Annotated in this window: 23 protein-coding genes; 15 read left to right on the forward strand and 8 right to left on the reverse strand. The window is 44.8% G+C overall.

Annotated elements, in window-relative coordinates:
- The first annotated feature begins 25 nt into the window (after positions 1-25).
- Together G343_RS0103425 and G343_RS0103430 are read left to right on the forward strand one after the other, a co-directional pair.
- The gene (locus tag G343_RS0103425; RefSeq protein WP_020006712.1) at positions 26-805 is read left to right on the forward strand and encodes a Cof-type HAD-IIB family hydrolase; all 780 of its coding nucleotides are present in this window, start codon (positions 26-28) and stop codon (positions 803-805) included.
- Between the two features lie 115 nt (positions 806-920).
- Entirely contained in the window at positions 921-1,376 is a 456-nt protein-coding gene (locus G343_RS0103430) for a Dps family protein (protein ID WP_020006713.1), read from the forward strand.
- A 70-nt stretch (positions 1,377-1,446) separates the two neighbouring features.
- On the opposite strand, the gene G343_RS0103435 is transcribed toward G343_RS0103430, so the two are convergent.
- Entirely contained in the window at positions 1,447-3,012 is a 1,566-nt protein-coding gene (locus G343_RS0103435; protein ID WP_020006714.1) for a BCCT family transporter, read from the reverse strand.
- Between the two features lie 166 nt (positions 3,013-3,178).
- On the opposite strand from G343_RS0103435, the gene G343_RS0103440 reads away from it, so the two are divergent.
- Positions 3,179-3,622, forward strand: a complete 444-nt coding sequence (locus G343_RS0103440; RefSeq protein ID WP_020006715.1) for a MarR family winged helix-turn-helix transcriptional regulator — start codon at positions 3,179-3,181, stop codon at positions 3,620-3,622.
- A gap of 32 nt (positions 3,623-3,654) precedes the next feature.
- Here G343_RS0103440 and G343_RS0103445 read toward each other — a convergent pair whose 3' ends face one another.
- From G343_RS0103445 to G343_RS0103475, 7 genes are all read right to left on the reverse strand, one after another.
- Entirely contained in the window at positions 3,655-4,314 is a 660-nt protein-coding gene (locus tag G343_RS0103445) for a metal-dependent transcriptional regulator (RefSeq protein WP_020006716.1), read from the reverse strand.
- 49 nt (positions 4,315-4,363) lie between these two features.
- Positions 4,364-5,455 (reverse strand): metal ABC transporter permease, encoded by a 1,092-nt coding sequence (locus tag G343_RS0103450; protein WP_020006717.1) that lies wholly within the window; start codon positions 5,453-5,455, stop codon positions 4,364-4,366.
- Positions 5,448-6,332: a metal ABC transporter permease gene (locus tag G343_RS0103455; RefSeq protein WP_020006718.1), complete on the reverse strand. Its 885-nt coding sequence runs from the start codon at positions 6,330-6,332 to the stop codon at positions 5,448-5,450. The genes G343_RS0103450 and G343_RS0103455 overlap by 8 nt, the downstream gene beginning before the upstream one ends.
- Before the next feature lies 1 nt (position 6,333).
- On the reverse strand, positions 6,334-7,053 hold the full coding sequence (locus G343_RS0103460; RefSeq protein ID WP_020006719.1) for a metal ABC transporter ATP-binding protein: 720 nt from the start codon (positions 7,051-7,053) through the stop codon (positions 6,334-6,336).
- Between the two features lie 4 nt (positions 7,054-7,057).
- The gene (locus tag G343_RS0103465) at positions 7,058-7,978 is read right to left on the reverse strand and encodes a metal ABC transporter solute-binding protein, Zn/Mn family (protein WP_020006720.1); all 921 of its coding nucleotides are present in this window, start codon (positions 7,976-7,978) and stop codon (positions 7,058-7,060) included.
- A 215-nt stretch (positions 7,979-8,193) separates the two neighbouring features.
- On the reverse strand, positions 8,194-8,619 hold the full coding sequence (locus G343_RS0103470) for a hypothetical protein (RefSeq protein ID WP_020006721.1): 426 nt from the start codon (positions 8,617-8,619) through the stop codon (positions 8,194-8,196).
- A 29-nt stretch (positions 8,620-8,648) separates the two neighbouring features.
- Positions 8,649-9,371, reverse strand: a complete 723-nt coding sequence (locus tag G343_RS0103475; RefSeq protein ID WP_020006722.1) for an SDR family NAD(P)-dependent oxidoreductase — start codon at positions 9,369-9,371, stop codon at positions 8,649-8,651.
- Between the two features lie 153 nt (positions 9,372-9,524).
- On the opposite strand from G343_RS0103475, the gene kynU reads away from it, so the two are divergent.
- The 12 genes from kynU to trhA all read left to right on the forward strand — a co-directional run bounded on the left by kynU (position 9,525) and on the right by trhA (position 22,456).
- Complete coding sequence (gene kynU / locus G343_RS0103480; RefSeq protein WP_020006723.1) at positions 9,525-10,790, forward strand: kynureninase; 1,266 nt, start codon at positions 9,525-9,527, stop codon at positions 10,788-10,790.
- Positions 10,787-11,422, forward strand: coding sequence for an arylformamidase (gene kynB / locus G343_RS0103485; RefSeq protein ID WP_020006724.1), 636 nt, complete (start codon positions 10,787-10,789; stop codon positions 11,420-11,422). The genes kynU and kynB overlap by 4 nt, the downstream gene beginning before the upstream one ends.
- Complete coding sequence (locus G343_RS0103490) at positions 11,415-12,257, forward strand: tryptophan 2,3-dioxygenase (protein ID WP_020006725.1); 843 nt, start codon at positions 11,415-11,417, stop codon at positions 12,255-12,257. The genes kynB and G343_RS0103490 overlap by 8 nt, the downstream gene beginning before the upstream one ends.
- 25 nt (positions 12,258-12,282) lie before the next feature.
- Positions 12,283-12,603: a hypothetical protein gene (locus tag G343_RS0103495; protein ID WP_020006726.1), complete on the forward strand. Its 321-nt coding sequence runs from the start codon at positions 12,283-12,285 to the stop codon at positions 12,601-12,603.
- A gap of 164 nt (positions 12,604-12,767) precedes the next feature.
- Entirely contained in the window at positions 12,768-13,832 is a 1,065-nt protein-coding gene (locus G343_RS0103500; RefSeq protein WP_020006727.1) for a TAXI family TRAP transporter solute-binding subunit, read from the forward strand.
- Positions 13,816-14,346 carry a DUF1850 domain-containing protein gene (locus G343_RS0103505; protein WP_020006728.1) on the forward strand — a complete coding sequence of 177 codons (531 nt, stop codon included), beginning with the start codon at positions 13,816-13,818 and terminating at the stop codon, positions 14,344-14,346. The genes G343_RS0103500 and G343_RS0103505 overlap by 17 nt, the downstream gene beginning before the upstream one ends.
- A 5-nt stretch (positions 14,347-14,351) precedes the next feature.
- Positions 14,352-16,571 (forward strand): TRAP transporter permease, encoded by a 2,220-nt coding sequence (locus G343_RS0103510; RefSeq protein ID WP_020006729.1) that lies wholly within the window; start codon positions 14,352-14,354, stop codon positions 16,569-16,571.
- A 193-nt stretch (positions 16,572-16,764) separates the two neighbouring features.
- Positions 16,765-17,913, forward strand: a complete 1,149-nt coding sequence (locus G343_RS0103515) for an NAD-dependent epimerase/dehydratase family protein (protein WP_020006730.1) — start codon at positions 16,765-16,767, stop codon at positions 17,911-17,913.
- A 15-nt stretch (positions 17,914-17,928) separates the two neighbouring features.
- Positions 17,929-19,062, forward strand: a complete 1,134-nt coding sequence (locus tag G343_RS0103520) for a glycosyltransferase family 4 protein (protein WP_020006731.1) — start codon at positions 17,929-17,931, stop codon at positions 19,060-19,062.
- A 22-nt stretch (positions 19,063-19,084) separates the two neighbouring features.
- Positions 19,085-20,386: a pyrimidine-nucleoside phosphorylase gene (locus tag G343_RS0103525; RefSeq protein ID WP_020006732.1), complete on the forward strand. Its 1,302-nt coding sequence runs from the start codon at positions 19,085-19,087 to the stop codon at positions 20,384-20,386.
- A 206-nt stretch (positions 20,387-20,592) separates the two neighbouring features.
- Positions 20,593-21,738: a UTP--glucose-1-phosphate uridylyltransferase gene (locus G343_RS0103530; RefSeq protein WP_020006733.1), complete on the forward strand. Its 1,146-nt coding sequence runs from the start codon at positions 20,593-20,595 to the stop codon at positions 21,736-21,738.
- A 34-nt stretch (positions 21,739-21,772) separates the two neighbouring features.
- Positions 21,773-22,456, forward strand: a complete 684-nt coding sequence (gene trhA, locus G343_RS0103535; RefSeq protein ID WP_020006734.1) for a PAQR family membrane homeostasis protein TrhA — start codon at positions 21,773-21,775, stop codon at positions 22,454-22,456.
- The last annotated feature ends 62 nt before the right edge of the window (positions 22,457-22,518 follow it).

Below are 22,518 nucleotides of genomic sequence, written 5' to 3' on the forward strand. Positions count from 1 at the left end.
TAAAAACTGACTCGAGGTGCAGAAGATGAATGAGAGAAGTATTATTTTCTTTGATATTGACGGGACGCTGCTGGATACGGAAAAGAAACTGCCTGAGTCCACGAAAAAAGCGGTTGGGCAGCTGAAGGCGGATGGTCATATTGTGGCGATAGCCACCGGACGGGCACCGTTTATGTTTGAAAAGCTGCGGCAGGCGCTGGACATTGATACTTATGTCAGTTTCAATGGTTCCTATGTTGTTTTAGAAGGTGAAGTCATCCATAAAAACCCATTGGATAAGGAGGCGTTGCTGCAGCTGACAGAAGAGGGACTGGCCAACGACCATCCCGTTGTTTATCTGAGTGAAGAAGATATGATGTCCAATGTGCCGGAACACGCACATATCAACGAGGGCATTGCATCACTCAAGCTGGGCATGCAGCCGGGCCATGATCCTGAATACCATGTGGGCCGTGACCTGTATCAGACACTATTGTTTGCCCCTGAAGGTGAAGGTGCCCAATACACTGAGAAATACGATGCTTTTGACTTTATCAGATGGCACCGCGTCTCTTTGGATGTCATCCCCAAAGGCGGATCCAAAGCAAAAGGCATCGCCAAAGTGATTGATACACTCGATATTCCAAAAGAAAGACACTATGCATTTGGAGACGGGCCAAATGATAAGGAAATGATGACCGAAGTCTTTAACAGCTATGCAATGGGCAATGCTGTGGATGAAACAAAAAGTCTGGCAAGATATACGACCAAACATGTCGATGAAGGCGGCATCGAATACGGTCTTAAGATGAGCGGTCTGATTTAATGTTATCTTGAATGACTTGTGTCTTTTTTATGATATCATCGTCGGTTTCGGTTTATGCACAGTAAAGCAGGGTAGAGATATATCGACAGAATATTAAAAGGACAGGTGATTGTTGATGGCAAAAACAGACAGCAGGCAGAAAGTCAGAGAAGCACTAAATTTGCAGGTAGCCAATTTTACAGTTTTATGGACAAAACTCCATAATTACCATTGGTATGTCAAAGGGGACACTTTCTTCTCTCTCCATGATAAGTTTGAAGAACTTTATACAACTTCAGGTTCCTATGTGGATGAACTTGCTGAGAGATTGCTGGCCATTGGCGGCGGACCGATTGGGAAACAGTCAGACGCCATTGAAGCGGCAAGCGTAAAAGAAGCTGAATACGATATTGATGGCGGTGAAATGGTTTCACAGGTTGTTGCAGATTTTGACACTGTGGCCAAAGAGATGGATGAAGGTAAAAAAGCCGCAGAAGAAGCGGGTGATGACCGTACAGCAGACATATTCATCGGCATGATTACCGAAATTGAGAAAAATGTATGGATGCTGAAATCATTCCTTGGAAAATAGCAGTTAAAGATCAAATAAGAAGCGGCCAGTCTTCATTTAAGAGACTGGCCGCTTCTTTGTGCGGATTCAATTACTCCTCTTCCGATTTTCTGACATTGTACTTCCACGCTTTGTCTTCATCTATCATTTTCTTGGCAGCGTATATTGTCAGGAACTGGATGATGATGATTGGTATTCCCATGATCCCTGAAACAACTTCAAGCGGTGGCAGACCGCCGATCTGCATCATTGTCAGCGCCAGTGCTGTAATCACGAGGGCGATGAAAATTCTCACGAATTTTGAAGGGTCATGCTTACTCATATCATTTTTGCTTGTATATGCCGCGATCGTGAATGTTGTGGAGTCCAGTGTTGTGGTGAGGAATATCGTCGCAATGATAATGAACAGAACCATGATGATTTGCCCGTAAGGCAGTGTCTGGAGGATATCTGGTATGACTTCCACCGGTTCGCTATTCTGTACCATCCCAAGAATATCAAGCTGTCCATTGGTCTGACGGTGTACACCGACGCCTCCGAGAATGCCTGTCGCAATCCATGACAGGGCTGCCGGCGCAAGCATATAAGTCAAAATCATTTCCTGGATGGTTCTGCCTTTGGATATCCTGGCTGCAAATATACTGTGCAGCATTGCCCATGTGGCATTGTACGCCATCCAGAAAGTCAAGTGGCTTTTCATATGGGATGCCTGGTCCATTGCAATAGAATCTGTAAAGAAAGAGAATACCATATAATTACTCAGCAGATGACCCACGGAATCTGTAAAGTAGTCCATGATGAAAACGCCCGGTCCGACGATAAGTATTAAGATGCCTACAATGCCTGCCAGGTACATATTCCACCGGCTGAGACGCTGTATCCCTTTCCGGATACCCAGGTAGGCACTTGTAGAAAAGAGTGCGACCCAGATAAGTGTGACGATCAAGGTCATCGTAAACGTCACTTCTGTATTGAGCAGTGAAGCAAGGTTGGAAGTGATGATCGGAGTCCCCAGTCCAAGTGTGACTGCAGCTCCTGAGAGTATACTTACGAGGAACAGGATATCCAGGATAATCCCTCCGATACCATCGGTGAACCTGTCCCCAAATATGACGCGTGTCGCTTCAGAAATACGCATCATCGGTCTTTTTCTTACGTGTATGATATACGCGATGGCCGGGGCTGCCATGACAAAGATTGAGAAGACCTGGAAACTCCACAGGTACATTGAATAGGAATTTGCCCATAGCAATGCATCGGCAGAACCAGGTTCAAGACCGAAAGGCGGGTCATTGGCAACTTGTGTCCATTGAACCATGCCTGTACGCATAATTGTTGAACCCAGCCCCATGCTGATCAGGATGGCAGTATAGGAAAAGAATGAGAAATCCGGTTTTTCATCCGGATGGCCGAGCACGACCTTCCCATACTTTGAGAATGCCAGGTACAACCCTGCTGTCAGCATAAGCAGTGCGTACCAGATATATCCCCAGCCGAATTGGGTCACAATCTGATCGAATATTCCGTTGAGCAGCTCCATTGATTCTGATTCAAATAAAGCCAGAGGAATACTGATCAGAATAACGATGATTATGGCCGGCAGGAAGATTTTTAAATCCAGCGATTTCCAGCCTTTCTTTTTCTGATTTTGGTCCAAGCTCAAGCCCTCCTATATGGCATCAATATTCATAATTAATTTAAATGTTAACATATTTGCAAAGTATATGATTTTAGGATACTTTTATAGATGCAGTAATATAATGTACCCAAGCAATATTAAAATAATGCACAGTGATCACAGAAATCAGGCAGGAGGCATTCGCATGTCCGATGATAATGACAATCGCAGTCTTTCTTTAAAACTCTATGTAGTGCTGCATCATGCATTTACTGCAGTGCAGACGGAAGCATTCAAAGACATGAAAAGATATAATTTGAATCCAACCGAATTTGCGGTTCTTGAACTGCTTTATAATAAAGGCCCCCAGCAGGTTCAGCAGATTGGAGAAAAAGTGCTCATTACATCCAGTTCAATCACTTACGTGGTAAATAATCTGGTTAAAAGCGGACTGGTATTAAAAGAGAAATATGAAATGGATAAGAGAGTGTCGTATGTATCTCTGACGAAAACCGGTCAGAACCTGATGGATGAAATCTTTCCACAACATGCTGAGCGCCTTGAGCAGGTAACCAAGGGACTGGATGCACAGGAAAAGGAAGTAATGATAGAAATGCTCAAAAATCTGGGGAAAATTCAGGATAAGTAAACACAGCCGGCGCTTAAACCGGCTGTGTTTTTTTACGATGATATGATTTCCACGAAAAGATATTGGGCGATGGTCTGGGAAATCTGGATCGTTTCCTTACTGGAGATATGGTGTACTGTCATCAAATCCAAAGAGATGTCCCTGCTAGTGACAATGATTGAATCACCAATATTCAAATCATGGTTTCTGAAATACTGGAGCAGTTTCTCGTCATCGACAATGCGGGAAATTTTAACAGGCGTGTCGACTTCAACTTCTGGAAGATGCAATGTTTTGACTTCCTGTGCTTCCATACTGTCGACAGGTATTGCTCCGCCGTGGGGACAGTATTCAGGAAAATTGAGGTATGTCTCGAGCTTGTCTGCCAGTACAGTGCTGGTTGAATGTTCAAGCAGTTCGGCTTCGGGATGGACTTTGTTGATGTCAAACCCAAGATGTTTCACAAGGAACACCTCCCATAACCGATGTTTTCTGATCAGTTTTTTGGCATATTCCGTCCCTTTCGGTGTCAATTTGCTGCCTTTATACGGAGTGTAGACGACCCAGCCGGCTTTGACAAGACTGTTCATCATCTCGGTTACTGTAGGCGGGGATATGCCAAGACGGTTGGCGATTTCTTTGTTCGGCACCTGTTCTGTCCTGCCTCCGAGTTCAAATAATATCTTCAAATAATCTTCTTTGGTCGGACTCATAATGTTCACTCCGTTTTCTGATATCAGTTCCCATTATGAGTCAAGATATCTAAACAGGCAAATCATACTTCTCACGGGTATAATGGGTATATTCTTCACCGAGTTCGGTGAGAGTGTAATGTTCGTTTGTCCGTGTAACATAATTGTTGAATATAAGATATTTCATATGTTTATCAAACTTCCCGGCATTGAAATGGAAGTGTGATATAATCTCACTTTTTGTCAAACTTTGATGGGACTCCTCGTTCATCAGCATAAGAATCATGGCTCTGTTGAATTCACGTTTTTGATTTAGCGATCTGATTTTTCTGCTGACGAACCCATTCGGATTCAGAAGAAAAACAATGATGAACGTAATGAATGCAACAAACGAAGTGACTCCGGCAATCGACAGATCATAGGTGATACCGATGAAATAGCCGGAAACACTGTTGATGACTGCGAACAACATGGAACACCATATCATCGTTGCCAGCCGTTTGACGAGCAGATAGGCAGTCAGTGCAGGTGCCACAAAGAAGTTTATCACCAATATTGAACCGACCGCGTCAAATGCTGTTACTGCTGTAACTGAAACCAGCGTCATCAGAATATAGTAAATCAATGTTGTTGAGAAACCGGCGATAAAGGCAAATTTCGGATCAAATGAGGAAACTTTCAACTCTTTGTAAAATATGATGATAAATAACAGATTGATCAGCAGAATGATGGACATCTGCAAGAGTGCGCTTGGAATACTCCAGCTGAAGATTTCGGTACGGGTGAATGGTGCAAAGATAACTTCTCCCATCAGGACAATACCCGTATCCAGATGTACATCGGCGGCATACTTGGATATCAGAATGATTGCTGCTGCAAATAATGCAGTGAAAACAATGCCGATTGATGCATCCGGGCGGATCAGCCGGGTTTTTGAAAGAACTTCTATGATGTAAACCGTCAATACACCGGCGATGCTTGCACCAAGAATAAGCCATGGCGAACGGAGATCATTTGTGATAAAGAAAGCGAGTACAATACCGAGCAGGATCGTATGACTGATTGCATCAGTGGTCATCGCCAGAGAACGCAGCACCAGAAATACGCCGAGTAAACTTGTGGCAAGTGCAGTAACAATCAGGACCAGTAATACTTCAATCATATTGATCTTCCCCCAGCTTTCCCTTATGAGCTCCTCTTCTTAAAATCCCCTTCGGTGATAAAAATATCGAAAGTACTAAAATAGCTGACAGGGAAAGTATAATCGCAGGCCCCGTGGCGATATTCTCTCCGGCCGTGCTGATATATGTTCCGGTAAAGGCAGCCGTTGCTCCTGAGAATCCTCCAATCAGCAGTACGACAGGAAAACGGTTTGACCAAAGCTGACCGATGACGGCCGGAGCAATGAGTATATTGACGATGAGTACTGCACCTACAGCTTTAAGTCCTGTCGCAATTACCAGGATTGTGATTGTCAGGATCAGAAGGTTCATAAAATTTTCGTTAATGCCTATCGTTCTGCTGAATACAGGGTCAAAGATATATATCCTTATCTGATGGTAAAAGATTATAAATAATAATAGGCTGATTGCTGAAGCGATGATGATCAGGTACACATCACTGCTCAGCATGTACGCGGCCTGGCCAAAAATATAATCATTCAGACCCTGTGTACCTCCGTAATCCGGGTTGCCCTGGACAAAGCTCATAAGCGCCATGCCAAGCCCAAAAAAGGAAGAAAGTATGAGCGCCAAAGCACCATCCAGAGTAACTTTTGAATGCTTGGTGATCATCTGTATGGAAAAGAAAGCGATAATTCCCAGAATAATCGCACCGAGAGCTAATGTAAAAGTCTCGCGTATCCCAATCAGCATGAAGGAGAGGACGACCCCTGGAAAAGTTGCATGTCCGATAGCATCACCAATCAGGCTCTGCCCCTTCATCACACTGATTGTACCTGCCAGCCCGCCAGTAAAAGCCAGCACCATAGTGCCGATTGCAACAATAAGGAATGTAAAACTCGTTAAGACATCCATCATATCAATTCACCTTTTCGCGATACGCTTTTTCGATGTTTTCTTCAGTAAACACTGTCTCAACCGCTCCAGCAGCGATTAATGATTTATTAAGGATGATTGCATGATCGAAATATTCCCCTACAGTGTCAAGCTGATGATGGACGATGACGAAAGTCTTTCCTGACTGCTGAAGATGCCTGATGACTTCGATGATCAGATTTTCTGTAGTCACATCGATGCCTTGGAGGGGTTCATCCATCACATAGATTTCAGCATCCTGTGCAATTGCACGTGCAAGAAAAGCCCTTTGACGCTGGCCGCCCGAGAGTTCTGATATTTGACGATCTTTAAATGCTTCGATCCGCATCGTTTTCAGCGCTTCGAGTGCCATTTCCCTGTCTTTGGCATTTGGACGTTTAATCCATCCTTTATGCACATAACGTCCCATGAGCACAACGTCAAATACCGTTGCAGGAAAATCCCAGTTCACTTCACCTTTTTGCGGGACATAGGCAATCTTCTTAAGTTCATGTTTATCTTTACTGCCATTGATTTTCACCTCACCGGATAAGGGCTTGATGAGCTGCATCATTGTTTTTATCATTGTGGATTTACCGGCTCCGTTCGGACCGACAATGGCAGTACAGCTGTTTTTGGGGATATCCAGGCTGATATGCCACAAGACGGGTTTTTCCTGATAGGCTGCGTTTAAATTTTTAATGGTAATAATATTTTCAGTCATAAGTTCAATCCTCTGCAAGATGGTTAACGATTGTATCAATATTGTGTTCGTACATACCGATATAGGTCTCCCCTGCTTCGCCCGCTTCTCCTAATGAATCAGAGTATAGCGCTTCGTCTTCGCCGCTCACCACTTCCACTTCCTGACCGCGGGAATTGACAATCTCCTCAAGGCGGCGCATCTGGTCAGGGTTGGTTGTGGTCTCTACGAAAATGGCGCTGATGTTATTTTCAATGATAATGTCCGCGGTTTCATTGATGACGCTGTTGGATACTTCGGATTCAGTGGAAATCCCCTGCGGTGCATGCACCTCAAGGTCATTGGCCTCACTTAGATAGCCGAATGCATCATGGGGAGTGATCAATATTCTCGATTCCTCAGGTATTTCTTCTATGCGGTCAGTCACGTACTGATCGAGTTCATCGAGTGCTTCGAAATAGTCATCCAGGTTTGTCTGAAAAGCTTCTTCATGTTCGGGCGCAGCATTCGAAAGTTCATTTTTTACTATGGTCATGGCTGTTTTATACATATCAATGTTAAACCAGAAATGAGGATCGGTCTCTCCGCCTTCCTCCGTTTCAAGCTGCTCGTCTTCAAAATTTTCTCCGACTGCGGTGCCGTCTGACAGTGCATCCGCCATCCTGCCTTCAAAATTCAAACCCTGATAGAGTAAAATATCTGACTCCGAAATGGTTTCAAGATCGCTGGATGTGGGCTGGTATACGTGAGGATCTTCGCCGGCGGGTATGATAAGTTCCGTATCAAAAGCATCGACGCCGTCGTCTATGACCCGGACCATGTCATGCAGAAACGTTGTGGACACAGCCACATTATTGTCGTTCTCAGAAGTTTCAGCATTGCCGCCTCCGCTGCATCCGGCAGTCAAAAGCAATACTGACCATGCTAAAAATATTAGCTTTTTCATAATTTGCTCCTCCATAAGTAAGTTTAGATATCTATAATTATTAGGGTATCCTAAATTTATTAATTAGGCAACCCTAAATTGAAAACAGCCATTATATGACTGCATAAAAATGCCCTTCTCGTAATTGAATACGAGAAGGGCTATTCTATGCAGATAAGTGCTCAAAGCGGGGAATGTTCCTTCATGTGGGAATATGAACCAGTCTTTGTATGCTGTCAGTCCTCCATCAATAGATCTTCTTCATCCCTGGAATGGATTTCATCCACCAGAATTATGGATACTGAGTGGTCGATCAGCTTCTGGAAATCTACTTCATCGTGAGAGAGCTCCTCTTTCATCCGATCGACCATGACCTGAATCAATTCGTGATCTCTGCGGAGACGGCGGATTTTCTCGACATTTTTTGGATCATCTCTTTCAATACTGTCATACAGCCCGCCGGGTGTTTCTTCCTGTTGAGCATGGCCAAGCACTGATTCTTCTACGTATTCGATGAACGCCCCCATTTCTTCGGCAAGTTCTTTGTGTTCAAGTTTGTTAAGCAATGTTTTCATAGACTCGAGTTGTTCCTCTGCACCTCCCGAAATTTCATCATGCAATGCTTTATGTGATTTTAGATATCTCAATGAGGATGCTGTCATGGAACTGTGCCTCCTGTTTATCCCGTATATTACTGGTCTTTTTGGATTGGGTTTGTGGCCCACATCTGGCTTGTTTTGATAAACGTCCGCTGGTTGAGTTTGAGCTGGCTCGCGATGATGTCGGCAATATCTTCAGCATGAGTCATGGATTCCTGTTCCAGTTTTGGCTCGCCGATGAAATCGGTTAGTACAGCAGAAGGGGTCAGGTACGATACTCTGATGTTGTGTGTGCGCATCTCCTGCATAACGCCTTCTGTTAATCCGATCACTGCATATTTCGTTGCAGAATACAGGGAACTGCCAGGTGTGGCCTTTAATCCTGACATGGAGGAGATATTGATTACGTCACCCGCACCCTTTTCGGACATCTGCGGAAGGACTTCCTGCATCATGTAATAAATACCGAAGACATTGACGTCCATCATTTTTCTGAAAGTGGCTTCTTCTGAATCCAGAAATGCGGTATGTCCTGATACGCCCGCATTGTTGATGAGTATGTCGATGGTATCGAACACTTCATTGATAGATTGTATCATTGTGACAACATCTTCGGAATTGGACACATCTCCGTTTGCTGCAATCACTTCAACGCCATGCTGCTTCAATTCTGACTGCGCATTGTCCAGGGTATCCCTATCCCTGCCGATAATCGCAACATTCACGCCTTCTTTTGCGAGCGCATGCGCGGTTGCCAGGCCGATGCCTCTCGTTCCGCCTGTGATGACTGCATTCTTACCTTCAATATTCTGCATGATATAAAAACTCCTATCCATAATATTTTATCTTCATTGTAGCAAAGTGGTCGAGTGTCCTTCATTGATGCTGCTTTTTATTTATCAGATTCAATTGTATAATAGTATCGAAAAGGCTTACAATTTAATCGGATAATATGAGGAGGCTCCTGAATGAATGATTGGTTAGAGATGGCAAAAGATAAAGATGATAAGGATGTTCTAAAGCAATACAGAGATGAATTTTACCTCGGTGAGGGTATTTACTATATGGATGGGAATTCTCTCGGGTTGATGAGCAGGCGTGCTGAACAGTCTCTGCTCGATGTGATGGAGGACTGGAAGCGGCATAGCATTGAAGGCTGGACGAAGGGCGACCGGCCATGGTTTTATATGAGTGAGCGTATCGGGGACAAAATGGCGGCACTTGTCGGTGCCGAGAGCGGGGAAGTGCTTGCCACAAATTCAACGACGGTGAATATCCATCAGACAGTACGCACTTTGTATCAGCCTGACGCGCACCGCTATAAAATCATGGCGGATGAACTGAATTTTCCTTCGGATATCTATGCCCTGAAGTCCATTTTGGATGACCATGGACAAAAAGACGGCTTGGTCAAGGTACCGACAGCGGACGGACATACACTGAAAACCGAAGATATCATCGGTATGATGGATGAAAGCATCGCTTTGATACTGCTTCCGTCCGTGCTTTACCGCAGCGGGCAGGTGCTGGAAATCGAAAAAATAACAGCAGCGGCTCATGAAAAAGGCATTATCGTCGGTTTTGACTTATGCCATTCGATCGGTGCCGTGCCGCATCACTTGAAAGAATGGGGAGTGGATTTTGCTGTCTGGTGCACGTATAAACATTTGAATGGCGGTCCGGGCGCCATCGGCGGCCTGTACATTGATGAGCGGCACCATAAGAAAGCGGTGAGTCTCAAAGGCTGGTTCGGCAATGATAAAACGACACAGTTCGATATGAAGCACGACTTTGATCAGGCTGCTGATGCCAGTCAGTATCAGACCGGAACGCCGCATATCTTCTCGATGGCACCGCTTTTAGGCGCCCTGGAGATGTTTGAAGCGGCAGGTATAGAGAACATACGCAGTAAATCACTTGAGCTGACAGATTTCATGATGGCAATGATTGAAGAGATCCTGGCGGCACATGACATTGAGATGGTGACGCCGAAGTCGCATGCGCATCGCGGCGGGCATATTCTCATCGGCCATGAAAAAGCTGCGGGCATCAATGCAGCATTGAAAGCGAGAGGTGTCATCCCGGATTTCAGGGCGCCAAGCTTTGTGCGTCTTGCGCCTGTCGCTCTGTATAATTCATTCGAAGATGTTTACCATACGGTGATGATACTGAAGGAAATTATGGATGACAGGACTTATGATCAATTTGATAACCAGCGGGGGGTTGTTGCATGATGTGGATTGATATTACCCAGACACTGGATGAAAGCATTGCCAGCTGGCCTGAAGATACACCGTTTCAGTACTCTTTGCCTGTGACGAAAGCACAAAGCGGTTCGGTTAATATCGGAAAGATTGAAACCAGCACGCATATCGGGACGCATATCGATGCACCGTTTCATTTTGATGATGAAGGTATTAAAGTGGATGAATTGAATATTGACCGTTATATCGGTGATGCTGCTGTCATCGAAGTGATGGATAAAAAGGAAATTACAGCCGAAGATCTGAAAGCTTCTGATATCAGCGGCACGATACTTCTTATTAAAACAAAACGGGAGGCGGATAGACAATATTTCCCTTCTGAAGTGCCTGTTTTAAGTGCGGATGCTGTAGATTATATTGCTCGGATTGGCATACGGCTTTTCGGGATTGATGTGCTTTCGGTTGACGATATCGATTCGAAAACGCTTGATATTCATCATAAGCTGCATCAGAACGATATCATGATTATTGAGAATGTTGTACTTGAAAATGTGAAGCCAGCTCTGTATAACTTTATCGCGCTTCCGCTGAAGATCAAAGATGCTGACGGCTCACCGGTCAGAGCCGCAATCAGGCCTAAAGGAGAGAGACGGAATGAATGAATATCAGGATCAGTCACTTGAAGGCGAAAGAATTAAAACCGATTTTCTAAAAGATATGACTTACAGCGAGTACCTGAACCTGGATAATATTCTGACTGCTCAAAAGACGTTGACCGATGAACACGATGAAACACTTTTCATCATCATTCATCAGGTGGCTGAACTATGGATGAAGCTTGCAATACATGAAGTGAATGCGGCGATAGAAGATATCCGCGGGGACGACTTCAGAATGGCTTTCAAGAAGCTGGCGAGAGTAACGAATATACAGAATCAGCTCATCACATCATGGGATGTACTGGCGACACTGACACCAAGTGATTATCTTAAATTCAGAGACAGCCTGGGCAGCGCATCGGGATTCCAGTCCTATCAAAACCGTATGATGGAATTCAGTCTGGGATATAAGACCACCCATGCGTTGAAAATTTATGAGAAAGACCCTGAAATATACAGGCTGTTAAAAGCCCAGCTTGGAACACCGAGCATATATGATGAAGTCATCCATGCAACAGCCAGGCAGGGTTTTGACATTGATGAAGGGGTGCTCAAACGGGATATTACTCAAAATTATGAACCGAATGCGTCGGTGAAAGAAGCGTTTAGGCAGATTTACCTCAATACGGATAAGTACTTTGAACTGTATGAAATGCTTGAGAAACTCGTTGATGTCGAAGATCTATACAGCCAGTGGAGATTCCGGCATATGAAGACAGTCGAACGCATCATCGGTTTTAAAAAGGGCACCGGCGGCAGTTCAGGCGTGAATTATCTGAAGCGTGTCATCGATGACTATTTCTTCAGAGAGCTGTGGGAGCTTCGGACTGAATTATAGATTATTAAATGCGAGGAGTGGAATTATGAGGGATTATGGTCAGACAAACATATTTGATGATGTCCTTAAGGCAGACGAATCATTTGTCATTGTGGTGCAGGAAGTGTCTGAACAAAATGGACAGCTTCAGAAAAAAGTGCTGAGAGAATACCCGAGTTTAGATATGGATGGTATGAAGAATCTCTTTGAGCATTTGAAAGATGTCTATCTGACAGAACCATTCTCGGAAAATGGCAGGTACTTTGATCTTACAGTTTATACAAACGAAAATTATGCCGGGGATAATATCTACGCTCATACAAAGCGTTACAAAAATTCCAAGGAATGGACAGCGACAGCTAAATGATTCAATTTTGTTAAAGGCACCTGATGAAGGTGTCTTTTTTTACCCGTCTTTTTTTTACCATAGAAAATAAAATAATAAAATTATTGAAAATTCTATTAAGTGGAAGCGCTTTTTGATATACTGTTACTTAAGAAAGGAAAAATTTGAAAAAGGGGAGAAAAAATGTGAGAAAAATCTCTTGGCTTTTTGTGTTGGTTCTGACGCTGTCGTTAGTCCTTGCAGCTTGTGGCGGCGGTTCTGGAGAAGACAGTGAAGGCGGTACGGACGATGAAGGATCCGGTGGTGAAGAAGGGACTGAAGAATCCGGGGGAGATTCAGGGGGCTCCGATGACGGAGGCACTGAAGCCGGCGAAGACTGGGTAGAAAACATCACGCTGCTGACCGGCGGGGAAGCGGGGGTCTATTTCCCTCTGGGTGTAGCGCTTGCTGACATTATTGATGCCAATGTTGATGGTGTCACAGCCACTGGTGTTTCTTCAGGTGCATCCGTCACAAACGCAGAGCAGTTGAATAACGGAGAAGCTCAGCTTGCACTCGTGCAAAATGACATTGCATATTTCGGTGCCGAGGGGATAAACATGTTTGATTCACCACTTGAGAATTATAGTGGCATGTTTACGATCTATCCGGAAACGATACAGCTGGTGACAGTTGAAGGTACCGGCGTTGAATCTGTCTCTGACCTTGAAGGAATGAGAGTTGCCATAGGGGATGTCGGTTCAGGTACTGAAGCGAACGCGACTCAGATTCTTGAAGCGCACGGTCTGAGTGTTGAAGATATCAATGCGCAGAGCCTTGACTTTGCGGATGCATCTACCAATCTTCAGGATGGTAATATTGATGCAGCATTTGTAACGGCTGGGACACCGACAGGTGCGATCCAGGAACTGAGTGCAAGTGCTGATGTCAGGCTGGTCAACATGGAGCAGGATGCAATGGACTCATTGATGGAAGAATATAACTATTATGTGCAGCAGGATATCCCGAGCGATGCCTATGAAAACTTTGACAGTGAAACGACTACTGTAGCCGTTCAGGCGATGATGATTGGGTCAAATGATATCCCTGAAGACCAGATGCATGAGATAACACGGGTTATCTTCGAAAACCTCGATGAAGTTGCCAACGCCCATGTGCGCGGAGAAGAGTTATCTATAGATACGGCGGAAGATGGGATGTCAATCGACCTCCATCCGGGTGTTCAAAGCTACTATGATGAACAACAATAGGGAGACTGTAAGTAATGCTGAAAAGACATTGCACAAACGCAATGTCTTTTTATCCCTTATAGGGGCTTTTATCATTATTATATTTGTTTTATTACTCTATATATTCAGGCCGTCCTATCTGACAATTGAAGACATGGCTTCAGGTGAAGTGCTGTTTACGGAGAGAGTGTCACAGGGTGAGCGCTTCGCAGTGACATACATTCACTCGGTCGAGCGGTCCCCTGTAAAAGAAATTTTTGAAATCAGGCAGTCGGATATCTATACGATGGAAAGTCATACTGAATCATTTGGTGCCGGAATGCCGTACGATGGTGAAGAGATTGAAATGGAAGATGGTAAATTCATCATCAGAAACATAAACCGCAAAGTACATGGTGGTGCTCTGAGAGTGCGACCATCTTCTGTATTTCCGCATCATGTTGAAATAGGAGAAAACAGAATTACCATATCCGAAACGCCATATGAGGGCAGGAACCTGGAAATTAAAGTGGTAAGGACTTACTTTAAGGGGTGAACAAAGTGGAAGATAAAGAACGGCAGGAAATGATACAGGAACTGGAAGGCAGCGACCGGATGCCCGGCAAAAAGCTGGCACTGATGACAAGCATTACAGCCATAGCACTTTCATTGTTTCACCTTTATGTTGCTGGATTTGGTCTGCCGGGGATAGGCTCACAAACATTTCTGATCATTCATCTAACATTCGGCATTGTGCTGGTGTTTTTAATATTTCCTGTGAAAAAAGGATTGAAACAGAAAACCATCCCCTGGTACGATCTGCTGATTGCTTTAATCTCCCTGGGTGTAGGCATCTATCTGATTGAACGGCAGGATGCGCAGGCGATCATGTCAGCAAGACCAACTGAGTGGGACCTGATTGTGGGCACATTGTTTATTGTGCTGGTCATTGAAGCAACAAGAAGAGTCGTCGGGCTGCCGCTTATCATTATCGCAGGGATATTCATGGCCTATTTTTTCCTCGGCGAGATCATGCCCGGCCAGTTTTATCACAACCGCGGTGATTTTTCCAGATTCATATATGAAATTGTCTATCGGAACAACGGTATTTTTGGCACACCCATCTATGCGTCTGCTCAGTTCGTATTCATATTCATACTGTTTGGTGCCATTCTGGAATCCACCGGTGCTGGCAGGATGTTTATCGATCTGGCGATGCGCAGTGTCGGTAAATACAAAGGCGGCCCGGCGAAGGCCGGTGTGGTTGCCAGCGGCATGATGGGCAGCATTTCCGGCAGTTCTACTGCCAACGCGGTAACCACCGGTACGTTTACCATACCGCTGATGAAGAGAGTGGGGTTCAGACCTCATATTGCCGGCGGTGTGGAAGTGGCTGCCTCATCTAGCGGTCAGTTCCTGCCGCCGATTATGGGGGCGGCGGCATTTATCATGGTGGAATTTACGGGCATTCCCTATTACGAGATTATAACAAGTGCGTTCATCCCTGCGATTCTGGCATATGTGGGCATACTTTTTATGGTGCATTTTGAAGCGAGTAAACACGGTATTTCCGGGATCGGAAAATCCGAAATGGCTTCAGGCAGGAAGCTGTTGATTAATCAGGGATATCTGCTCGTCCCTATTTTCATACTGATCTATTATCTTGTGGTCCAGCAGGCTTCTGTAAATGCCTCCGCATTCTATTCAATCATTGCAATGATCGTCATTGCATTCTTTGCCTATCGATTTAAACAGAGTATCGGCAGGACAATCATATTTGCTGCCATACTGCTTGCTGTTACGTTTGCCATGCAGTATTTGATCGGCTTTGTGAACCAGGGGCTTGTCGCGCTGAACTCAGTATTCGATATAAACTTCTTCAGTCCCGGAATGATCCGCTGGAGAGATCCGATATTTACGATGGTCCTGGGCGGTATCATTGTGGCGCTGCTATTTGCATTGTTCCAAAAGTCAGCGAAATATGAGTCGTCACCTGCCAAGTATGGGATGAAGGAACTTATTTCCGGATTTGATACTGCTTCGAGAAATGCGCTCAGCATTATCGTCGCCTGTGCCACCGCAGGGATTCTTATCGGAGTGATTACGACAAGCGGGCTGTCCACTAAATTCACAAGAATCGTCATTAATTTCTCTGATACGATACAGTCCTGGCTGCCGGGATTCATGGTCACAGACAATACCCAGATTTACATAGCTCTGGTCCTGACAGTGTTCGCATGCCTGCTGCTCGGTATGGGACTGCCGACGACAGCAACTTATGTAGTGCTTGCGGCAGTGATTGCACCGGTACTGACCGATCTTGGCCTGCCGGTGATTGTGGCGCACCTGTTTGTGCTGTATTATGGTGTGCTTGCGGATGATACACCGCCGATCAATCTCCCAGCATATGCAACCGCCGGTATTGCAAAGGCAGGCCCGATACGAACGGGCGTGCAGGGATTCAAATATGACTCAGCAGCACTGCTCCTGCCGTTCATGTTTGCAATCAATCCAACTATCCTGCTGATTACAGATGCATCAGTGCTTGAAATGGTATGGGCGGTAATTACAGCCGCAGTGGGTATGGCAACGTTTGGTGCGTTCATTCAGAACTTCATGTTTACAAAATTCAATATTGCAGAGAGAGTAGTTGCAGCTGTCACTGCGTTGATGTTCATTCAGAGCGATGCTGTTACGGATACCATCGCAATTATCTTATTTATCCTGCTTGTCGGCTTCCAGTTATACAAGAAGAAAAGGCTGGGGGTTCAGACGGCATAGGACATAATTTTGAGCGAACAGAAAGTACATCCGGAACAATTCCGGATGTACTTTCTGTTTGTTTCCTTTATATTTATATTATAATAATGATAAAAGGTTTGTGACATCAATCAAACATCTTTATAATGATATTTGTATACTTGCGGTATACTATCATAACTAAAAATTACACTTGAAAGCGGAGGATGTTCATATGAGAATTATTGTAGCTGGAGGAGACGGCTTCTGCGGATGGCCGACAGCGCTCTACCTTTCTGAAAAAGGACATGAAGTCACTATTCTGGATAACCTTGTCAGACGTAAGATCGACAACGAATTGCATTCAAATTCCGTAACGCCGATCGCCTCACTGCAGGATCGTGTGGCAAAATGGAAAGAGGTTACCGGTAAAGAAATTAAAGTCTATGAAGGTGATTTAAATCACTATGACTTCCTGAGTCTCGTCTTTAAAAATGAACGTCCCGAGGCGTTCGTACATTTTGCGGAACAGCGCTCTGCCCCTTATTCCATGATTGATCGTGAACATGCGGTTTATACACAGGGCAATAACGTTTTGGGCAACCTTAACGTTTTATATGCAATTAAAGAATTTGAACCGGACTGCCATCTGATCAAGCTCGGTACCATGGGTGAATATGGGCAGCCGAATATTGATATTGAAGAAGGCTACATTGAGATTGATCATAAAGGCAGAAAAGATACACTGCCTTTCCCTAAACAACCAGGGTCTTTCTATCATCTGACAAAAGTGCATGACACTCACAACATCATGTTTGCCTGCAAAATCTGGGGTATCCGAGCGACAGACCTGAACCAGGGCGTCGTTTACGGCCTGAATACTGATGAAACGAACAAAGATCCGCTCCTGGCGAACAGGCTCGATTATGATGGCGTGTTTGGTACTGCATTGAACCGTTTCCTTGTGCAGGCAGCCATCGGACATGATATGACAGTATACGGTTCCGGCGGTCAGACCCGCGCTTTCCTTCATATTAAAGATACAGTGCGCTGCATAGAAATTGCTGCAGAAAATCCGGCCGACCAGGGTGAGTTCCGTGTATTCAACCAATTCACAGAATCATTCTCCGTATTGGATCTTGCTGAGAAAACCAAAGAGGCCGCAGAAGAACTCGGCATTGACGCGACAGTTTCAAATATCGAGAACCCCCGGGTTGAAAACGAAGATCACTATTATAATGCAGTGAATACAAATCTGCTCGATCTGGGTCTGGAGCCGCACCTTCTTACCCGTGAGGTGCTTAAAGAAATTTTAAGTGAAGCGTTAGAGCATAAAGACCGTATCATCGTAGATAATGTGCTGCCTAAAGTCACTTGGAAGTAAGAAAGAGGAAACCGTATGAAGATAGCGATTGTCACTGAAACATTTCTACCGTCTACAGATGGTATTGTGACGAGACTGACAAAAGCGATTGATTACTTTATGCGGGAAGGCCATGATGTACTCGTCATTGCCCCTGACTTGGGTGTATATGACTATAAGGGCGCGCGGGTGGCCGGTGTAAAACCGATCACCTTCCCTTTTTACAGATACCGCAAATGGGGCCTCCCCTCACCTAAAGTACATCGCATTTTAAAAGAGTATCATCCGGATGTTGTCCATGCAGTCAATCCGGTGCTCTTAGCAACGAGTGCAGTCAAATCTGCACAGAAACTGGATATTCCTCTAGTCTCTTCATATCATACACATCTTCCGAAGTATCTGGATTATTACAAAGTGTATAAACCTGCTAAGCCATTACTCTGGTGGTATATTAGACGCAACCACAAAAATGCGCATGTCAATCTCGTTACATCACAAACAATTAAAGACGAACTTGAAGATGAAGGGATTAAAAGACTGGATGTCATCCCGCGCGGTGTGGATATTGTTAACCGTCATCCGGACTTTAAAGATGAAAGGATGCGCAAGCGGCTGACAGGCGGGAAGCCCTCAAACAAACTGCTGGTGTTTATAGGCAGAATAGCAGTGGAAAAGGAAATACCCAAGCTGATCCCTCTGCTTGAGGCCAGAAATGACATCAGCCTGGCAATTGTTGGTGACGGGCCGGCCAGAGCGGAAATTGAAAATAAATTTGACGGCACAAACACAGTATTCACAGGTTTTATACATGGAGAAGAATTATCCCAAGCATTTGCTTCCGCAGATGCCTTTATCTTCCCATCGGTGTCAGAAACACTTGGACTGGTTATACTGGAGTCCATGGCATCCGGACTGCCGGTCATTGCCGCAAAGAGCGGGCCGACAAATGAACAAATTACTGATGGGATCAACGGCAAACTCTATGAAAATGAAGATCTGGACAGCCTGCTTGAAGCCGTCGAAGTGCTGGATGATAAAGAAGAATTGCGGATATTGAGAAAAAATGCCCGCAGGGAAGCCCTCCCCTATTCCTGGGATAAAACTTCAAAAAGACTCATCGACTTTTATATGAATGCGAGGGACAGACATTCAGTAGGTTCCAAAAATTGATTGAAGCAAGGATGTGTGTATGATGAGAATGGTAGATTTAATCGCCAAAAAACGTGATGGCGGCGCACTTACCAAGGAAGAGATAGCGTTCTTTATCGATGGTTATACAACTGGTGATATTCCTGATTACCAGGTTTCGAGTATGATGATGGCCATCTTCTTCCAGGATATGACAGAAGATGAAAGAGCGAATTTAACAATGGCAATGGTGAAATCGGGGGATGAAATCGACCTTTCCGCTATAGAGGGCATCAAGGTTGATAAACATTCAACGGGCGGTGTCGGTGACACGACGACGCTTGTACTTGCACCTTTGGTGGCGGCTCTGGATGTTCCCGTTGCTAAAATGAGCGGTCGCGGGCTTGGTCATACGGGCGGTACGATTGATAAACTTGAAGCGGTCAGCGGCTTCCACACTGAGATCACCGAAACTGAATTTGCAGAGATTGTTAACAGGGATAAGGTTGCAGTGATTGGCCAATCCGGTAACCTAACCCCGGCGGACAAAAAACTTTATGCCTTGCGCGACGTAACTGCGACAGTAAACTCAATCCCTTTGATTGCGAGTTCAATCATGAGTAAGAAGATTGCTGCTGGAGCAGATGCCATCGTGCTTGATGTGAAAACCGGCAGTGGTGCCTTTATGAAAACTGAGGAAGCGTCAGTTGAACTGGCACAGGCGATGGTATCTATCGGTAATAACGTCGGCAGAAAGACAATGGCAGTCATTTCAAGTATGTCGGAACCATTGGGTTATGCCATCGGTAATGCGCTTGAAATAAAAGAGGCCGTTGAAACACTAAGAGGGGAAGGCCCGGCGGATCTGACCCGCTTATGCATGGAACTTGGTGCGCAGATGGTTGTTGCCGGCGGTAAGGCGGAGACATTGGAAGCGGCCAGAGAAAAGCTTCAGGCGGTCATTGATAACGGTCAGGCATTGGAGAAATTCAAAGTCTTCCTGTCAAACCAGGGCGGAGATGCTTCAGTGGCGGATGATGTTTCCAAGCTGCCGCAGTCGGACTACCTGTTTGAAGTTAGAGCTGAAACATCCGGTTATATCGAAGAAATTGCCGCAGAAGAAATCGGCGTTGCATCCGCAATGCTCGGCGCGGGGCGCCAGACAAAAGACGACGCCATTGATTTAGCTGTCGGTCTGATGCTTAAGAAAAAGACAGGTGATCATGTAGCAGAAGGCGAAACAATTGCAGTCATCCACAGCAACCGCGAAGATGTCGGCGACGTTGAGCGCAAGATTCTCGACAATTATACCATCGGCAATAACCGGGTTGAAATTGATCTGGTTAAACAGCATATTACTGAATAATGATTTTCCTGCATAAGCAAAGCGGCAGTCTGGTCAAACGGCAGGTTTTCTAATGCGACCCCCTGATTAGTTATCGGGGGGTTATTTTTATGCATAATCTTGCCATATCGGGAGCCTTGATTATCACTGAAGTGAGATTTATTTTTTACATCTGCACTACAATTGGATTATAATGAAGAAGTAAATAACCGTTTGGAGGCATAATGATGATCATAGAATGGATTCCGCAATTTGAAAGGCTGGAAGAAGGTGTGCAAAAAAAGATTCAGAAACAGTTTGAAAATCTGCCGCTGGATGAAATTGAAGCTGCCTATAAGAATGTTTATGTAACTCCAAAGACAGTGGATATGGCTACGGTTGAAGAGGTGCCATACGTGACAAAATCTGACATTGATGTTGAAAATTCAGCTTCATTAGCCAATGATGCCATGAAGTCCGGGGCAATTGCTGTAGTGCTGATGGCAGGCGGACAGGGCACGCGGCTGGAACATCCCGGGCCGAAGGGAACATTTTCCTTCGATGGCAGATCTCTATTTGAATTGCAGGCAGACCAGATTAGGTCAAAGGAGGCAGAAGCTGGCCAAAAGCTGCATTGGTACATCATGACAAGTGATATCAATCATCACGAAACGCTTGAATTCTTCAAGGCGCATCATTACTTCCAGCTGGATGAGGACCAGGTCCATTTCTTCTGTCAGGAACATTTCCCGCCGCTTTCTAAGGAAGGGCATTTGCTGCTTACTGAAAACTATGATGTAATACTGAGTCCAAACGGCAATGGCGGCATCTTCAATTCGCTTGCAGCGAGCGGCATGATCGATGATATGAAGTCAAGAGGGATCAGACATGTCTTCATGAATAACGTGGATAATACCATAGTCAAAGTATTGGATCCTTTACTTGTTGGCATTCATATTGAAAAAAATAATGACGTGACTTCAAAATCCATTCTGCCAGAGCCCGGCGAGAAGGTTGGCCGCTTAAGCCTGGTAAATGGGGAGAAGAGTGTTGCAGAGTACACTGAGCTGCCTGAAGGTGAGGGCGAAAGGTTTAAAAACGGCAATATCGGCGTTCATGTATTCAGCCTCCCTTTTTTAGAAAAAGCAGCCGCTGAAAATGTACCGTATCACCTTGCATTGAAAAAGCTTGTGCACCTGGATCATCTGCTAAATATTGAAAAAAGGGAAGTGTTGAAATTTGAAAAATTTTATTTTGATGCATTCAAATATACGGATAAACATATGACACTACAGGTGGACAGAAAAGGTGAGTTTTCTCCGCTGAAAAACAAAACAGGCAAAGACAGCATAGAAACGGCTTATCGTGATTTAAAAGATGAAGGTATCATATGACGGCGGGACAGACTGGTGCAAGGAGGGCTTTCCATTGGAAAAAGAATCCGTCACTGAAAAATTGGAAGACTCTTTAAAGCATATAGTCCCCCTCTCTTTTGGCGAAGAGATAGGGAACAGTGTCAGCCACGGGGCAGCGGCACTGCTGTTTATATTTCTGCTCCCCTTTACAGCAGTTTATATGTATATTCAAGGAGGCGCTCCACATGCGGCAGGCGGATCTATATATGTGATCAGCATCCTCCTGATGTTTCTGACTTCAACGCTCTACCACTCCATGGCCCATAATACCCAGCATAAATATATCATGCGGCTCCTGGACCACAGCTTCATATTCGTTGCGATCGCAGGCACCTATACACCGGTTGCGATTTCTGTCATCGGCGGTACATGGGGGGGCGTCACTCTAATCATTCAATGGGGGGCAGCAGCCTTCGGCATTCTCTACAAGACATTGAGCCCGAAGGTGAAGCCAAAGGTAAGCCTTGCGTTTTATCTGGTCATGGGATGGATGGTGGTGATGTTCTCTCCCCTTATTATTGCCAATACTGATTGGATGTTCTGGCTGATGCTTGGCTTAGGCGGTATCGCCTATACGGCGGGGACATGGTTTTATGCACAGAAAACGAGAAAATACTTTCATATGATCTGGCATTTCTTTATCGTAGCAGCGAGTATTTTGCATTATATCGGTATAGTATTTTATATTCATCCATGAACTTTTATCGATTTTTGATTTTTATATTCAGTTTGTTATGATTGGTCTATTGTCAAAAAATT

The sequence above is a fragment of the Salinicoccus albus DSM 19776 genome (assembly GCF_000385175.1).
Lineage (GTDB): Bacteria > Bacillota > Bacilli > Staphylococcales > Salinicoccaceae > Salinicoccus > Salinicoccus albus.

Bases quoted from the DNA above. Each gene is read 5' to 3' on its own strand.
- G343_RS0103505 (WP_020006728.1), top strand. From the start codon at position 13,816: ATGATGAACAACAATAGGGAGACTGTAAGTAATGCTGAAAAGACATTG.
- G343_RS0103430 (WP_020006713.1), top strand. From the start codon at position 921: ATGGCAAAAACAGACAGCAGGCAGAAAGTCAGAGAAGCACTAAATTTG.
- G343_RS0103450 (WP_020006717.1), bottom strand. From the start codon at position 5,455: ATGATTGAAGTATTACTGGTCCTGATTGTTACTGCACTTGCCACAAGT.
- G343_RS0103530 (WP_020006733.1), top strand. From the start codon at position 20,593: ATGATCATAGAATGGATTCCGCAATTTGAAAGGCTGGAAGAAGGTGTG.
- G343_RS0103470 (WP_020006721.1), bottom strand. From the start codon at position 8,619: ATGACAGCATCCTCATTGAGATATCTAAAATCACATAAAGCATTGCAT.
- G343_RS0103455 (WP_020006718.1), bottom strand. From the start codon at position 6,332: ATGATGGATGTCTTAACGAGTTTTACATTCCTTATTGTTGCAATCGGC.
- G343_RS0103520 (WP_020006731.1), top strand. From the start codon at position 17,929: ATGAAGATAGCGATTGTCACTGAAACATTTCTACCGTCTACAGATGGT.
- G343_RS0103525 (WP_020006732.1), top strand. From the start codon at position 19,085: ATGAGAATGGTAGATTTAATCGCCAAAAAACGTGATGGCGGCGCACTT.
- kynB (WP_020006724.1), top strand. From the start codon at position 10,787: ATGATGTGGATTGATATTACCCAGACACTGGATGAAAGCATTGCCAGC.
- G343_RS0103515 (WP_020006730.1), top strand. From the start codon at position 16,765: ATGAGAATTATTGTAGCTGGAGGAGACGGCTTCTGCGGATGGCCGACA.
- G343_RS0103495 (WP_020006726.1), top strand. From the start codon at position 12,283: ATGAGGGATTATGGTCAGACAAACATATTTGATGATGTCCTTAAGGCA.
- G343_RS0103425 (WP_020006712.1), top strand. From the start codon at position 26: ATGAATGAGAGAAGTATTATTTTCTTTGATATTGACGGGACGCTGCTG.
- G343_RS0103465 (WP_020006720.1), bottom strand. From the start codon at position 7,978: ATGAAAAAGCTAATATTTTTAGCATGGTCAGTATTGCTTTTGACTGCC.
- kynU (WP_020006723.1), top strand. From the start codon at position 9,525: ATGAATGATTGGTTAGAGATGGCAAAAGATAAAGATGATAAGGATGTT.
- G343_RS0103445 (WP_020006716.1), bottom strand. From the start codon at position 4,314: ATGAGTCCGACCAAAGAAGATTATTTGAAGATATTATTTGAACTCGGA.
- G343_RS0103490 (WP_020006725.1), top strand. From the start codon at position 11,415: ATGAATGAATATCAGGATCAGTCACTTGAAGGCGAAAGAATTAAAACC.
- G343_RS0103440 (WP_020006715.1), top strand. From the start codon at position 3,179: ATGTCCGATGATAATGACAATCGCAGTCTTTCTTTAAAACTCTATGTA.
- G343_RS0103460 (WP_020006719.1), bottom strand. From the start codon at position 7,053: ATGACTGAAAATATTATTACCATTAAAAATTTAAACGCAGCCTATCAG.
- G343_RS0103475 (WP_020006722.1), bottom strand. From the start codon at position 9,371: ATGCAGAATATTGAAGGTAAGAATGCAGTCATCACAGGCGGAACGAGA.